The sequence below is a fragment of the Desulfogranum marinum genome (assembly GCF_963675105.2).
Taxonomy (GTDB): Bacteria; Desulfobacterota; Desulfobulbia; order Desulfobulbales; family Desulfobulbaceae; genus Desulfogranum; species Desulfogranum marinum.
In genome coordinates, this window is record NZ_CAXXRO010000004.1 from 445,650 (window position 1) to 461,071 (window position 15,422).

Here is a 15,422-nt window from a genome sequence, read left to right on the forward strand (position 1 = left end):
GTATAGAAAAGAGTGAACGAGTTTGTATCAACTCTCCTGACGAAACACTATATTTTTATCTACAGTTGCAACTGAGGCACTCCCGGTCAGCACCATTGCCTGCTTTAATTCCATCAACAGGGTGTCTAAATACGTTTCAACCCCTTGCTGAAGCCCTCCGACAGCAGCAATGGAAAATGGTCTTCCTATCATCACCGCATCAGCGCCAAGGGCAATCAATTTCAGCACATCTGCACCGGAACGTACCCCACCGTCGGCAAAAATGGTTATTTTCCCTTTTACCTTGTCCGCAATGGCCTCCAGCACATCTGCCGACCCAGGCGTATAATCCAGCACCCTGCCACCGTGATTGGAAACGACAATTGCATCGGCTCCGGCACTGACAGCCAGCTCGGCCTCATCCGGGGTCATAACACCTTTAAGGATAAATTTCATACCGATGCTACTGATCATGTCAGTCAATTTTTCCAGAGGCTTCGGCGAAACAGGCCTTCCCATCTTACGCAGGGTAATCAGACCGGCAGCATCAATATCCATACCGATGATGTCGGTACCGGTTGCCTTTGCCCATTCAAGCTTCTGGTTAAACTCTACATCTTCCCATGGTTTAATAAAGGGAATACCATGCCCGTCAGCCTGCGTGATCGCGGCATATCCTGCCTGATAAATAAAGTCAGGAACACCGTCACCGATACAGCCAATGGTGCCTTTTGCCTTACAGCCATTGACAATTGCCAAGGCGTAATCTTCCTCCGAAACACCACCGCCCATGTTAAAAGAAACGCCGCCAATGGGCGCAGCCAGAACCGGTAACGCGAGCTTTTTGCCCAAAACCGACACAGTCGTATCAGGCTCGACTACATCATGGATAAGGCGCATGTTAAAACAGACCTTTTCCAATGCCTTGAAGTTATTGCTAAATGAAGAACCACTTCCCAGCCCCCCCATTCCAGGCACCTGTCCCACACAGGCCTTACCATTACAAACAGGACAGACCTTACAAAACGGGGCCATTAATTTTCTGGCGTTATCACGAATTTCCTTCATTATTTTTCATCTCCCACAAAATGTTCAACGATCAGTAATACAACGTATTTGCAGAGCCAAGACTAAAAATTCCCAACTGGATTTGTCAATCTCTTTCCCTATGGAATTTTCAGATACCGCTGTCCAGCACTACATTTCATCGAGGAGTCTGTCTGACTCCTAGACATAATGTTCATGAAAAGTGGGGGCTAGTCCAGTAAATAGTCTATAGCCTCTTCGTCTGTGAGCCCTTCTTCACCTGATTGGATACAATTTCTATCGTCGCCAAAATACCACAAACGATCTTCAACAGTTTCACCTTTAACAGGGGATCGTCTGTTTTTACAGTTTACCTTCAACCCCTGTTCTCTTGCGAGTCTCCTGATTCTTGAATTCGCTATTTTCGCATTTCGTTTACGTTCTGAAAAAGGTTGGCTCGGATGCAGAATCTCATCAATCATGCCCAAGTAAAAGAAATTTTTCTGAACGGCTACTATCCGTTCATCTTGGCTGAAGAAAAATTCCAGCGCCTCTTCCTTCAAAATATCAGCTTTCACCCCATCATGGTATGTGGTATCGCAATAGACAGCCATCCACTCTCTGGCGCACACTCTGCATTTTTCAAACTCTTTATTTGCCGCATCTCTAGAAGGACCTGTCATTTGTGTACTGATCCTAACCACATACTCATCAAACTCGATTTTCATTTTTTCCAGCTCTTCAGTATCCTTTGCCAGGATACTCGCGGCCATCTCGTTTATATTTTCAATAAGTGCATTTACCGCTGTTACATCCATAGAATTTCCTTAATACGTGTAGTGACATGACGCCATTTTCAAACATACAAGCACGACCGCCCCGCTTGTGCTTTCATTACAAAAAGACTTTAACTCATTTATCAACATCACTTCTCATTGGTCGATTGACAAGAGCCTTGACAGTAAAATCCTGAAGCGGGATATCGCTTTTCCACTGTGGCAGCTTGTTGCCAGGCCCCTTGATCCGTACGAGCGGTCTTTCACGTTCCGCAAGTCCATTAATTTTTGCCCAAAGGGTTATGTCTCCCCAGTATTGCGGCGGTGTATCTTCTGCAGCCACAGCTTTAAATATCTCACCTGGTTTTTCGCACCCATCGATAATCGCTTGGATGGCAAGTGTTTCGAGCCGGCCAAGTCCGGTCTGGGGATCAGGCTGTTCCTGTAATAATCGCGTTGCAGCCGCAGCAATCCAAGGTAAAGGCAAATCTGTTGCATGAGACAATTCTTTTAACAATACTCCATCCAGGGTTGCAAAAGCCTTGTCCGCGCTAACACCACAGGCAAACTGCAGGTCTGTGACGTGACGACGATCATCATACAGGGAAGCCAACTGATCGGGTTGTAATTGCCCCAATCCGTGGAAGGGTACAATTCCGGGAAAAGACTCCACACAGAGCAGTTCTACCTGTTCGATATTCCGGGCAAGCAGACACGTGAGTACATGGGCGAGCATTGACTGATCAAACAGACATGCATCAAACCAAAGGATGATATGCTCATACTTTCCGGCTTCCGCCAGTTTGACATATTGGTGCCGCAATGTTTCCAGAATGGACTGCCTGTCCAACCCACCGTCGGTGACCTTTTCCAAAAATAATGAACGGGCAATAAGCGTATCATCATCCGGCCACCCTGGATTTCGGGGCCCGTCGTAGAGGATATCGTGCCACACAAACACCTCTCCCGGAATTCCCGATTTTGTAAGAATGTCTCCTGCGATATCGCCACTTGTGATGTGAAGGATATTCATATTTTCTGTCGAAAAAAAGTGAAAGCTACTACTACCGGATCCTGGAATAGAGCAAAAAGTGGAAAGGAACTTGAATGTCACCCAAACAAGTTATTTTTTAGAAGAGAGTCTGCAACGATTTCCCTTTGCAAAAAGGAAACCGTGCGATATTCCATAGCATAATGCGGGGTAAAAATGAAGGTTATCCGGCAAAAACACTCGTCAGTTGAAACTGATCACCATCAAACAATCCCTGATCGCCAATTTTCAGGCTTGGGATAACCAACAAAGCCATAAACGACAAGGTCATAAATGGAGCTGACAATGTACACCCTAACGATTTGGTTTTTTGATTAATAGAGTTGTACAGTTGCGCAACTTGCTCGCCCTTTGTGGCTGTCATCAACCCGGCGTACTCTAAAGGAAGCGTTGTACACCTTCCTCCAGCCACAACTGTCATGCCTCCTCCGGCATCTATGATTGCATTGATGCCGGAAACAATATCCAGGTCATGTACCCCTACCGCAATAATATTATGCGAGTCATGGGCAATGGACGCGGCAATAGCCCCCTGTTTCAGGTTAAATCCTTTGATAAAACCAACAACAGGCTGCGCATTTTCTTCATAACGATTTAAAACCACAATTTTTAAAATATCACGGCCGGCATCAGTCTCAATACAATCCTCTTTTACAGGCAGTTCAGCAGTAAAGGACGTGGTGAGTAACTCGCCATCAATCACCTCGATTACTTTCACCTTGCTCCCTTGCTGTTTCAACCGAACTGAGGAGGGACTGATCTTTGCTCTGCGAAATCGATTAACAGGTTTGCTGCTGTGTGGGGAGAAACTTGTTTGCCCATTTTCATAAACAACCTGCCCATCAATATAAGTTGCCAACACGGTAAATGTTTCGGGATGGTCAATCACGATGAAATCCGCCCGATCTCCAACTCGGAGTAACCCGACATCTAACGCGTAGTGCTCAACAGGATGTACAGTACAGCAACGAAGCAAGTCGTATACACTGTGTCCTTGCGCCAACCCCATTTTTATAATTTTATTGATATTACCATGTTCCAACAACTCGTCAGGATGTGAGTCATCGGTACACAGCATTACCTTTTCATTATCGGTAGCAATGAGTGAATGCAAGGAATGAAAATTTCTGGCAGCTGATCCTTCACGAATGAGAATCTTCATGCCCAGGCGAATTTTTTCTTTTGCCTCGGCAAGCGTTACGCATTCGTGGTCTGTGGATATACCGCTTAGAACATATTTCTCTAAATCATCACCCTGTATACCGGGAATATGACCATCAATCGGCTTGCCATACTTCTTAGCGATTGTCAATTTTGCTGCAACTTCAGGGTCATCATAAATCACTCCCGGAAAATTCATCACCTCGCCAAGAGCAACAACCTGTTCATGGGCGATAACAGGCTCTAAATCGGATGCACTTAAATCAGCGCCACTGCTTTCAAAATGGGTTGCGGGCACACAGGAAGGAGCGGTCCAGTAAAATTTAAAAGGAACACGGTTTCCATCTTCAATCATGAAGTTGATACCGTCAATGCCCAGCACATTCGCTATTTCATGTGGGTCAGATACGGTGGCGACACATCCATGTTGTACAGCCTGACGAGCAAACTCGGAAGGAATGAGCATGGAGCTTTCGATATGCACATGGGCATCAATCAACCCGGGACATATATATCGATCATAAGTGTTATCATTACGCGTGATGCCGACAATCCTCCGGTCTTTAATCACGATACCGGCACCATAGGTTTCACGCGTATGAATATCTATGAGATTTGCCTCTATCTTTTCAACAGAAAGCTCTCTACTTTTTTTCATTTTTATCTCAACATCAACGTTAGAGCTGCTTGTGTCTGTCTGCACCTATGCAGCTGCTGCCAGGATTCTTTTCTCAAGCAGACCATCCAGCCAGTCCGGATCCATTTTAGGTACAGATGAGAGGAGGAGATCGGTGTACTCATGATGAGGCGGTTTGAGAATCTCTTTTTTCGGCCCTTGTTCGATAATCCGACCATTGAGCATCACCACAATTTCATCGGCAATGGCTTTCACCGTTGTCAAATCATGGGTAATAAACAGATAAGAGACCTGGAGTTTCTGCTGCAGGTTAAGGAGCAGTTTGAGGATACCTTCTGCTACCAGCTGATCCAGCGCAGAGGTGACTTCATCACAAATAATCAGATCAGGCTCTGCTGCCAGGGCGCGAGCGATGCAAATACGCTGCTTTTCTCCACCGGAAAGTTCCGCTGGGTAACGATCAATATAATCAGCCGGCAGTTCAATCTGCTCCAGCAGCTCAAGAATGCGTTGTTCCCTCTGTCGGCCATTCATTTTCAAATAAAACTGCAATGGTCGACCAATAATTGTACGAATCGTATGGCGGGGATTAAGCGCTGTGTCCGGCATCTGATAAATCATCTGCAGCCGTTGCAATTCTTCACGACTACGAGGCTTGAGCTTGGGCGCCAACGGTTTGTTCTTGAAAAGCACCGACCCTTTGGACTGAGGTAACAACCCGGTGATGACTCGTGCCAGGGTTGATTTACCGCTCCCTGATTCGCCAACCAACGCAACAGTCTGCCCTTTGCGAATCTGCAGGTTTATATCGGACAACACCTCTTCAGTTCCCGTATAGCTGGCAGTGACGTCTTTAATATCCAGGATCACTTTGTTGCCGCTCTTGTCTTTATTGCCCTTGGTGCTGAAAGATCTGACACTGAGCAGTTCCCTGGTGTATTCCTCTTTGGGAGCAGCCAATATTTCACGAGCATCATTTTCCTCTACCAACTGACCATCACGGAGCACCATAATTCGGTCAGCCAACTGGGCGACTACTGCCAGATCATGGGTTATGTAAATGGCGGCAGTGTTATACTTGCGGGTAATATCCTTGATTGCGGCAAGCACCTCAATCTGCGTGGTTACATCCAGGGCTGTGGTCGGTTCGTCAAAGACGATAATATCTGGTTGGCAACTCATCGCCATTGCCACCATGGCACGCTGAAGCTGACCGCCTGAAACCTGATGAGGAAATCGATAGCCTATATGTTCCGGATCCGGCAGCAGCAGTTGATCATAGATAGTCACTGCTTTTTCCTCTGCTGAGGAAAAATCCATCAGGTTATGCTGCACAGGCCCTTCGGCAAACTGGTTGATAAGCCTGTGGGCAGGATTAAAAGAAGCAGCTGCACTTTGCGCAACATAGGCAATACGTGCCCCACGGATAGAACGTAGTAATGAAGCTGAGCCATCAAAAAGCTCCTGACCATCAAAAACAATAGAGCCCGACGCTATGCGGCAGCCTGGACGGGTGTAGGCCATGGAAGCCAAACCAAGCGTAGATTTTCCGGCACCGGATTCACCTATGAGGCCAAGAACCTCTCCCTTTTTCAGCGTCAGGTCAATGCCTTTGACAATGGGCACCCACTGATCGCTGGTTTGGCCTTCAATAACTATATTTTTAATTTCAAGCAATTTCTTCATAGTAACCTTCAATGTGGTTTGTATGTCAGAATAACATTAATCTTTAAGCCCGCTGGCTACGTGAAGAGCCCAGTCAACTATCAAGTTGACACCAACGGTTAAAAAGGCGATGGCAGCAGCAGGCCACAGCGGGGTGAAAATACCAAAGGTGATAGCACCGGCGTTTTCACGCACCATGCCTCCCCAGTCTGCAGCAGGCGGCTGAATGCCCAGTCCCAAGAAGCTTAAGGCTGCGATAAACAGGAAGACAAAACAAAAACGAAGCCCAAATTCAGCGACCAGCGGCGGCATGGCGTTGGGAAGAATTTCATGGCGCATGATCCACCAAAGTTTTTCCCCCCTCAACCGGGCAGCTTCTACGTATTCCATCACTTCGATATCCATAGCCACAGCTCTGGAAAGCCTGAACACTCGTGTTGAGTCAAGCAATGCGATGACAATTATCAACGCTGGGATAGATGTCCCGACCACAGACAGGACCATCAAGGCAAAAATAAGGGTTGGGAAGGCCATCAAAATATCGATCATGCGGCTAAGAAGCTGGTCTACCCAGCCACCGATAGTAGCGGCAACAAATCCCAACGTAACTCCAAAAACAAAAGAGAGAAACGTAATGAGAAAGGCGATGGCAATGGTATTGCGGGCACCATAAACTAGCCGTGAAAACATGTCTCGGCCAAGACTGTCTGTCCCCAAAAAATGGGTGGAACTGCTAAAAAGCCATACATCACCGGCTATTTCAGTTTCCCCGAAGGGAGCAATCAGTGGTGCAAAAATGGCTGCAATAAGTGTAATCAACACCATACCCATACCAATTTTAGCACTCAAAGGGGCGGTTCGCAGGTGAGAGAGTAACGTTATCATTTGAATAGCGGTCTCCTGCCTATCGTGGATTACGAAGTCTTGGATTACTGATAATAGAGAGTATATCAGCAATCAGATTAAGAAGGATATAGGTGGCGGCAAAGATCAGCCCACTAGCCTGGACCACCGGAATATCGCGCTTAGAAACCGAATCAACTAACAATTGACCAAGACCGGGGTAAACAAAAACCACTTCAACAATCACAACCCCCACAACCAGGTAGGCAAGGTTCAGAGCAATGACATTGATAACAGGCGACAGTGCATTGGGAAAAGCATGGAGGACCACCACCCGCAACCTGTTAAGCCCCTTCAGATTGGCCATCTCAATAAAGGGGCTGGACAGGATATTTATGATCGCTGCACGCGTCTGGCGCATCATGTGCGCCATGACCACCAGGGTCAGGGTCAATGCCGGTAGAACTACGGCATTGAGTTTTGCCGCAAAACTCATTTGCTCATTAATATTGGCAATACTTGGGAACCAGGCCAGTTTGACCGAAAAAAGAGCAATAAGGATATAGGCCATGAAAAATTCGGGAAAACTGATCATGCTCAGCGACGTCATGGAAAGTACTTTATCAAAAAAAGTATTTCTATAGAGAGCCGCTGCGATACCCATTATCACCGCCAGCGGTACTGCTATTAAGGCGGCAATGGAGGCCAGAAAAATGGTATTTTTAAAACGCCAGCCCAAAAGATCGGCAATGGGGCGACCATTGGCCAGAGAGGTCCCCAGGTCTCCTTGAACAAAACCTCCCAGCCACGAAAAGTATCGCTGCACAGGTGGTTGGTCCAGATTCAATTCCTGACGAAAAGCTTCCACCGTTTCGGCCGTGGCGCTCTGACCAAGAATAGCTTCGGCAAAATCGCCGGGTAATGCCTCTACACCAATAAAAATGAGCAGCGAGATGATAAAGAGTGTTAGCAGGCCAAAGCTGAGACGTTGGGCAACCAGAGCAACTATTGAGTTTTGTTTCAAAAAATCCATGCGTTATGTCGAAATCACCTTTAATAAACATTGAGGACTGAATCCGCCTGTTAAATAAAGAGAAGGTAGGAATTCCCGCCGACATCAGGAGCGTTGGCGGGAAAGTAACAGGCGACTACCCTTTAAACCACCAACGTTCAGGGGCCTGGCAGCCGTCAAGCTCCCAGGTGGCTCCCAGCTCATTGTGGTCTATTTTATCGGTTGCTGCTGACAGGTCGGCACTGAACATAGGGATGATGACCCCTCCATCGTCCCTGACGATCTGCTGCATCTCTGCATACATGGTCGCCCGTTTTTTCTCGTCCATCTCAGCACGGGCAATCACCAGCAATTCATTGAACCTTTGATTGTCCCAATGAGAATCATTCCAGGGAACTCCTTTGGCATAGGCTGTGGAAAACATCATATCCGCGGTGGGGCGTCCTCCCCAATACACTGCGCAAAATGGTTTTTTCAACCATACATTGCTCCAGTAACCGTCATTGGGTTCTCTGACCACCTTGATGTTAATACCTGCCTTGCCGGCCTGTTCCTTGTAGAGTACTCCGGCATCCACAGCTCCGACATAGGCGGAATCAGCCACATGAAGAGGGAACTCCTGCTTTTCCAAACCAGCTTTTTTCAAGTGAAACCGGGCTTTATCCGGATCATATTGGCGCTGTGGTAAATCTTTTGCAAAGTAAGGGTTGGACATACTGATGGGATGATCATTACCAACGGTTCCGTATCCCCTGAGAATGGTTTTGACCAACTGTTCCCGGTTAATACCGTACTTGAGCGCAAGCCTGACATCGTTATTGTTATAGGGTGCGACATCAGTATGCATGGCAAAGGTGTAATGCTTATTGCCGTTCTGCTGCATGATATTAATACCGGGCATGCGTTTCATCAGGTGAACAGTCTTGAGTTCACAACGATTCATCACATCTATCTGACCGGTCTTGAGCGCGTTGGTGCGTGCATTCACATCACTGATCCCCAATACCTCGATTTCGTCGAACCATCCTCGATCAGATTTAAAATAATTGGGGTTGCGAGTTAGAAATCCGCGCACACCAGGCTCAAATTCCTTAACAACATAGGCTCCGGTAAAAACACCGTCCTTAAAATCAGTACCTTCAGGCCCGACGACCAAATGATAATCAGATAGCACATACGGAAAATCAGCATTACCGCTTTCAAGCTCAAAAATGATGGTGTGTGGGTCATCCTTTTTGATGGCAACAATAGAATCTACCAGGACTTTTGCACCGGACTTGGTGCCTTCTGCACGGTGATGATTAAGGGAATAGATAATATCGTCGGCATCCATGGTTTTGCCGTTATGAAATTCCACCCCCTTCCTCAGTTTAAAAATCCATTTTTTTGCACCCGGCGTTGCTTCCCAGCTCTCGGCCAGTTCAGGTACGGCTGTATTTTTGTGATCAATTTCCACCAAGTTATTGCCCATGGCCCCATAAAGCATAACCCGCATCATGGTATCAGTTATCTGGGCCGGATCAAGGACATCGGTAGTGGAGCCGCCGGAAAGACCTAAGCGCAGCCGACCACCTCTTTTTGGCTGAGATGGAGCAGCCAGTGATTGCCGAGCAAAAAAAGCCTGCGAACCTGCCATGACAACGCCTAACATTGCAGCCCGTTCCATAAACTCCCGCCGTGACAGCTTGCCTTCTGAGAATAATTTTTTCAATTGTTCCAGATAGATCATCCTTATCTCCGTTGTTATAAATGAATTACTTTGATTCGGTTGTACGCCTCATAATTTTTCTCGGTACCGCCTGTATGCAAAAACACGGGCCGATCTTTATTGCCGAGCTATCAGCTGTATGAAGGGTTCCTGCTCAACCTTGACCGTTCTCTGAACCGTGAGTACCTGTCCTTTCACCTTTTACTTCAACCGACTCCATTATATCTCCGGTGGAAAGAATCGGTGCCGCAGGGACTCTTTTTTCAACCATCAAAGATTCCAACAACTGGAGAGAGGTCAAAATCATGGTTTGTTTCCATGGCTCCTGCTCGTTAAATTTTTGCAGGAAAGTTTCCTGCAAAGGCGATGGAGCCGCTTCAAGCAATTTACGCCCTTCATCTGTCTCTTTTAACAGCACCCTTCTTCGATCCAGGTTATCCCGTTCACGGCAAACAAGATTTTTGCGCTCAAGACGATTCAATATATCCGTGACAGTAGCCTGCTTCAGACTAATCTCGTCGGCCAACTTACTTACCGAGATACCCCCTTCCGCATTTATCTGTTTCAGCACCAACAATTGTGGCGTTGTAATCCCATGTTGTCGGACCAATTGCCGAGATTGCAGATCAATGGCTTGAATAATACGTCGTAGACTGATCAGTACGCTATCAGAGACATGTAGCTCTTTATTTCTTAGTAATGGGTCTATCAATGCAGCCTCTTAATCCATCGGAAACGATATAAAAAATACATATTCACCTTATCCGCCCCCACTGACGCCTAGCCACAACCAACACCCAAAATACTGATATAAAAAGAATTACAACGGAAACCAACACACAGGGCGGACAGCAGAACCCCTCTAGTATACATAGGGAACTATGCATTGTCAAATGACGGCCTTTGTGGGAAACATCCTGAGTTGTCTTGTTGGAGGGCAATCCGACCAGGCAAAGCCCTGGCGACTCTTCTTCTGGTGTAGCCGCTCAGACATGGTCCAATACCTGCAAGAGAGAAGACAAACCCAAATCCGACAATTCAAATATAAGCTTGATCCGACGGTGAGCCTGCTATGGTGAGAGGTGTATAAAGAAGTTCAACGCCAAATATGCAACAAAGATCTCTACGTTGCTGAAAGGACAGTGATTTGCCTTGAATTGTTGATACAGAAACCACGTAAAAGAGCAGGATTTTTCTGGCGAATGAAATTTCTAGAGTTAAGATGAAAGGAGCTGGTCGAACAACCAGAGATGGGATGAATTTTTTTCAAACAGAGTGAGCACTATTGTCTCAATTTTACTTCATGCTACTGGAAAACCCAGAAGGTTTTCTTTTTCTTTGCCCTTTTTCAGATATAAAAAAATTACCTGATTTAATTAGGAGCATAGAGAACAATGACAAACTACACCAACAAACCCAAACCAGTTATAGCTTCAGGCTTCAGTAGTCAGCACCTGTCTAAAGAAATTGCAGATTACCTGGAGACACGTGTTGTCAAAATGACATACAAGCAGTTTAAAGACAAAGAAATTCAAACGACCATAGAAGAAAATGTGCGTGGCTACGAGGTCGTAGTTGTCGCCTCTGCTGCAGGTGATTCGAACAAACAGGAAAAAGAGGCTCGTCTTCTTATGCGGGCTGCAAGCCGTGCAGGAGCAAAGCATGTAACGCTTTTTCTCCCGTACATGTGGTATGGCAGATCAGATGATATTTGGGATGAAAGGAATTCTCCTGCTCTTACAGACACCATCGAAACACTTCGTGCTCATTGCGAAAGCGTAGTTATTGCAGATCCTCATAACGCCGGGCTGACGCGAGAAAAGTTCCTTGATACAGGAAGCCCTGTTAAAGATTGCACGATTGCGCATTTTGCTTTCCCTTATGCCGTTCAACTGAACAGCATGATCGAAAATGGTTTTGTCAGAAAACAAGGTCTCCTTTTTGCTCATGCGGATGCAGGAGGGGTGAAGCGCATTAGTCGTAATTTCCGCGCATGTCTTTACAATATTCTGGGCCTGCAGCAACGAAACTATAACCAGGATGACTGGCCACAAGGACTGAAAGATAGAGATAAAGCTACGGGTAAGATTCGTATCAAAGGAGTGAGCGAAGAAGTAACAGGAAAAGATGTAGCCATATTCGAAGATATGATTAGCTCCGGCGACACGGCATGTGAGAGTGCGGCTCTGTTAAAGAAGTTAGGGGCCAGATCAGTCTCCCTTTTTGCCACCAGCGGTCTTTTTACAATTGATGATAAAAAGAGAGAACCTCCCAGCGCCTCTGTCGACAAGATAGATGAAAGTGAACTTGATGCGGTTTTTATTACTGATACTTATGATCATCGCTTGACAGATCCGGCCCTTCACCAGGCAATTGAGGAAAGTACAACCATCCATACGATCAGAACCGGGCCATATCTTGGTGCCATTATTCAAGCGCTTCACATGGATGTGACAAGTGATACATCTGTTGATAAAAACTCTGTTTCCGCACTTATGAAAGGTACACACCCGGATCAACACAATAATGAAGAACAAATTGCAACGCCGGTCGCTTTGAAAAAGGGGAATTCGTTGACGAAGTTAACAATGTAATTGTCTGATGGGAAGAGAAACGACTTAACCTTTTCCGGATTATCGACTGTCAGGCTGAAATATAGACGAATTGATTATAATCCATATCAGTAACTATCTCTCGACATTGAATTATTTTGACTTAACTGATGCCTGATCCAGACATCTCACAGGCCTTTTTGCCGCCAAGACGACCACTATTTTTGGGCAACATAGGCCCCTGACCTAACATACAAAAAGTAATAGGGGTGCTGTGGTTCTTGGTTGAAAAGAACCACCATAATTGCTCCAAATGCACCACTTCTTCTTTTCACTGCACCATTTATTTCAGAAACGTTTAACAAAACATAATCTTAGAGTTTAATTACAGTGGAATACTAGTCAGCGAGAATAAACTTTTATTAGTGGCATGAAACATGCTGCACACAATTCATTTGAAGTATCAATAATTCAATATAGTTAAACGACATGTAGTATTTTAAAAATTACATTACAAAACATTGCGCCTGACTCCATAATATTGGATTCCATGGCGCGTATATGGTTCTCTCTGGAGCCTCTGCATCGAGGATATTTTCGTTTCTCGCATTTCATCTTTTTAGTGGAGGTCTTTTTTTGCTGATATGATCAACTACCGCCCTTTTCCCTTGTTTTCTCAATACCAAAGGCCATATACTATTTTCATGTAATTGCGGTATTAATCCACTCCAAAATTAATTCAACATTTGCATAGATGAGGACTTGTCATGGATAATTATCTACAGCCTGTGGATCGCCGGAAACATGACCGATACCCAATAAAGGTAGGTGAAGATGTACTCATAGACTTTAAGGGAGATACAATAGAGGGTGCCCCTACCGTAAGAGATCTAAGCGAGGGAGGTTTAGGGTTTTACGCAGAAGGCGTAAAGAATGATATGACGTCCAAAAGTCTCCGTATTGATTTAATTTTTGCAAATCATGATGTGATTTTCAGTTCTCTTCTATCACAGGTTGTCTTCTGCGGCGCCCCTGCGAGGTATGGCCTGAAATTTTTGTACCTTTCCGATTTTGAGAAAAGAGCATTGAGAGTATTTATTAATAAATATTGTCAGTAAGTTTCTTTGCAACTGCTCAACGACAGGAAATAATACACAATAATGCTGTCTCATACTTAACGCTTCGGCCCTTATCCGTCCTTATGTTTGCTTCATGTCTAACGAAAAAGACCCAGCAATATGCTGGGTCTTTGTCAAAGTCGATAGAAAATATTTTTTACTGCTTAACAACGTTCTCTGCAGCGGGTCCCTTTGGACCGTCGACAACATCGAAGGTCACACTTGCGCCTTCCTCAAGGGACCTGAAACCATCTGACTGAATTGCGGAATGATGAACAAAAACATCCTTGCCGTCTTCCTGCTCGATAAAACCAAAACCTTTTGAATCATTAAACCACTTTACTGTACCTTTAGCCATCTTGCAAAACCCCTTCTTTGAACGAGGTCCCATCAGGGACCATTTAGTTATAGCCCGAGGCATCATATAATGCTTCGGACTTGAAATCTGAGTGCCCGGAAAACAGCAAAAACAGCATATCGCTTTGCCGACTTGCTTGTGCCGAAATCACAGGAAAAACCTTTGCTCAAAGGCAATGACCTGTGAGTTGGTAATGTTTCCAACTTCTCTGCTTTCTAATGCACCATAGATAACGATTTCAAACAACCAAGCATATTCTATACCCTAACTAAAAAAAAATAAATTTTGCAACCATTTGTTTACAGTTGGATTTTCCATCTTACGGACAATTAATTATTTGAAGGGAAAAAGTGCAAAGGTGGTGCATATGCACCAACTTTGGTGGTGCATTTCAACCAAGAACCACCCAGCCCGTATTGCAGCCTTACAGATTGGACAAGGGGTCGACGTTGCCTAAAAGCATCGCTTATTTTGGTGTCTAACTGCCTCGACGCTCCCCAATAATCCTCCAGCGGATCGCGCACCACATACTCCCCAAAAGCCCTGATCTGCTGAGTAAGGGCATTTTTGAGCTATACGGTGTCCCTCTTGTTCAGTCTTTTCAACCTTGAAAAGCTTTCCAGGAAATGTGGATAGACTAAGCTCGATAAACAGCAACTCTGTTGCGGCCTTCTTTTTTTGCACGATACAGCGCTTGATCTGCTTTATTCAATATTTGTGACAACGATAGCTCCTGATTCGAGGATACCTCGAAAACTCCCGCAGAAATAGTCTGAGGACCTGGAAAGCCTAAGTTATCTGAGCGCAATTCTTCAATGGTGGTTCGAATACGCTCTGCAAGTTCGTAGCAATCGTTTACGCTTGTATGGGGGCAAACAACAATAAATTCTTCACCGCCAAACCGACTACCAAAATCCGTTTCCCTTATTTCCTTCATAATACAAGATGCGGTGGCTTGCAGAGTTTTATCACCAACGGCATGGCCATACGAATCATTTACTCTTTTGAAATGATCTAAATCCAGCATAATAAGACTGAATCTTTCTTGATATCGTTTATGCAAAGCCATCAACTCGTTCAGCTGTTCAATCAGATAATGGCGATTATAGAGACCTGTAAGTTTATCGCGAAATGCCAGCTGTTCGATCTTTTCAGTGTGTTTCCCAAGAATGAAGCCAAAAATACTAAAGGCGACCAAGGTTAAAAACTCAGCATAAATCAACGTTAAAAAAAAGGAATCTTTTATTAATCCCGAAAAAGTTTTGACAAAAACCAACTCTCCTAACGGACCTATGAAACTGAGCAAGATGCCAAAAATTGCATACTGCCATCGTCTCTGTTTTAAGCTGTCCAAAAACTTATTTTTGGATACCAGATTCATAAACTTTTTTCCGAGAGAAATTCAGACTAAATCTTACAGCTGCAAATCTCAATAAAGCACCATTTTAGCAAATTAGCTTTCTATAGACTTAGTAAAGTATTCTATTTATCGTCTCGTTGCACGAAGGTATTGTTAGCTTTGATTTCAATTGCCCT

Annotated in this window: 13 protein-coding genes; 2 read left to right on the plus strand and 11 right to left on the minus strand. The window is 45.1% G+C overall.

Translation table 11 applies throughout. The annotated features are described in order from the left end of the window. Nucleotides 1-27: 27 nt before the first annotated feature. From ACHZCY_RS10840 to ACHZCY_RS10880, 9 genes are all read right to left on the minus strand, one after another. Nucleotides 28-1,047 (minus strand): alpha-hydroxy-acid oxidizing protein, encoded by a 1,020-nt coding sequence (locus ACHZCY_RS10840; protein ID WP_319548903.1) that lies wholly within the window; start codon nt 1,045-1,047, stop codon nt 28-30. A gap of 188 nt (nt 1,048-1,235) precedes the next feature. Beyond that, entirely contained in the window at nt 1,236-1,823 is a 588-nt protein-coding gene (locus tag ACHZCY_RS10845; protein ID WP_319548904.1) for a hypothetical protein, read from the minus strand. 94 nt (nt 1,824-1,917) lie between these two features. Continuing rightward, nucleotides 1,918-2,814, minus strand: a complete 897-nt coding sequence (locus ACHZCY_RS10850) for a DUF1835 domain-containing protein (protein ID WP_205223085.1) — start codon at nt 2,812-2,814, stop codon at nt 1,918-1,920. Between the two features lie 181 nt (nt 2,815-2,995). Continuing rightward, nucleotides 2,996-4,651 carry an adenine deaminase gene (ade, locus tag ACHZCY_RS10855; protein WP_319548905.1) on the minus strand — a complete coding sequence of 552 codons (1,656 nt, stop codon included), beginning with the start codon at nt 4,649-4,651 and terminating at the stop codon, nt 2,996-2,998. 45 nt (nt 4,652-4,696) lie between these two features. Beyond that, entirely contained in the window at nt 4,697-6,316 is a 1,620-nt protein-coding gene (locus ACHZCY_RS10860; protein ID WP_319548906.1) for an ABC transporter ATP-binding protein, read from the minus strand. A gap of 36 nt (nt 6,317-6,352) precedes the next feature. Beyond that, the gene (locus ACHZCY_RS10865) at nt 6,353-7,177 is read right to left on the minus strand and encodes an ABC transporter permease (RefSeq protein ID WP_369125059.1); all 825 of its coding nucleotides are present in this window, start codon (nt 7,175-7,177) and stop codon (nt 6,353-6,355) included. Nucleotides 7,178-7,199: 22 nt separating this feature from the next. Then, entirely contained in the window at nt 7,200-8,171 is a 972-nt protein-coding gene (locus ACHZCY_RS10870; RefSeq protein ID WP_319548907.1) for an ABC transporter permease, read from the minus strand. Between the two features lie 115 nt (nt 8,172-8,286). Beyond that, complete coding sequence (locus ACHZCY_RS10875; protein WP_319548908.1) at nt 8,287-9,879, minus strand: ABC transporter substrate-binding protein; 1,593 nt, start codon at nt 9,877-9,879, stop codon at nt 8,287-8,289. 133 nt (nt 9,880-10,012) lie between these two features. Next, nucleotides 10,013-10,570, minus strand: a complete 558-nt coding sequence (locus ACHZCY_RS10880) for a MarR family winged helix-turn-helix transcriptional regulator (protein WP_319548909.1) — start codon at nt 10,568-10,570, stop codon at nt 10,013-10,015. A gap of 682 nt (nt 10,571-11,252) precedes the next feature. Here ACHZCY_RS10880 and prs point away from each other — a divergent pair. Further along, nucleotides 11,253-12,452, plus strand: coding sequence for a ribose-phosphate diphosphokinase (gene prs / locus ACHZCY_RS10885; protein ID WP_205223091.1), 1,200 nt, complete (start codon nt 11,253-11,255; stop codon nt 12,450-12,452). A gap of 725 nt (nt 12,453-13,177) precedes the next feature. Beyond that, nucleotides 13,178-13,528 carry a PilZ domain-containing protein gene (locus ACHZCY_RS10890; RefSeq protein ID WP_205223092.1) on the plus strand — a complete coding sequence of 117 codons (351 nt, stop codon included), beginning with the start codon at nt 13,178-13,180 and terminating at the stop codon, nt 13,526-13,528. A 157-nt stretch (nt 13,529-13,685) separates the two neighbouring features. Here ACHZCY_RS10890 and ACHZCY_RS10895 read toward each other — a convergent pair whose 3' ends face one another. Continuing rightward, nucleotides 13,686-13,886, minus strand: coding sequence for a cold-shock protein (locus tag ACHZCY_RS10895; RefSeq protein WP_205223093.1), 201 nt, complete (start codon nt 13,884-13,886; stop codon nt 13,686-13,688). Nucleotides 13,887-14,523: 637 nt separating this feature from the next. Then, nucleotides 14,524-15,267 carry a GGDEF domain-containing protein gene (locus ACHZCY_RS10900; protein WP_319548910.1) on the minus strand — a complete coding sequence of 248 codons (744 nt, stop codon included), beginning with the start codon at nt 15,265-15,267 and terminating at the stop codon, nt 14,524-14,526. Nucleotides 15,268-15,422 lie beyond the last annotated feature (155 nt).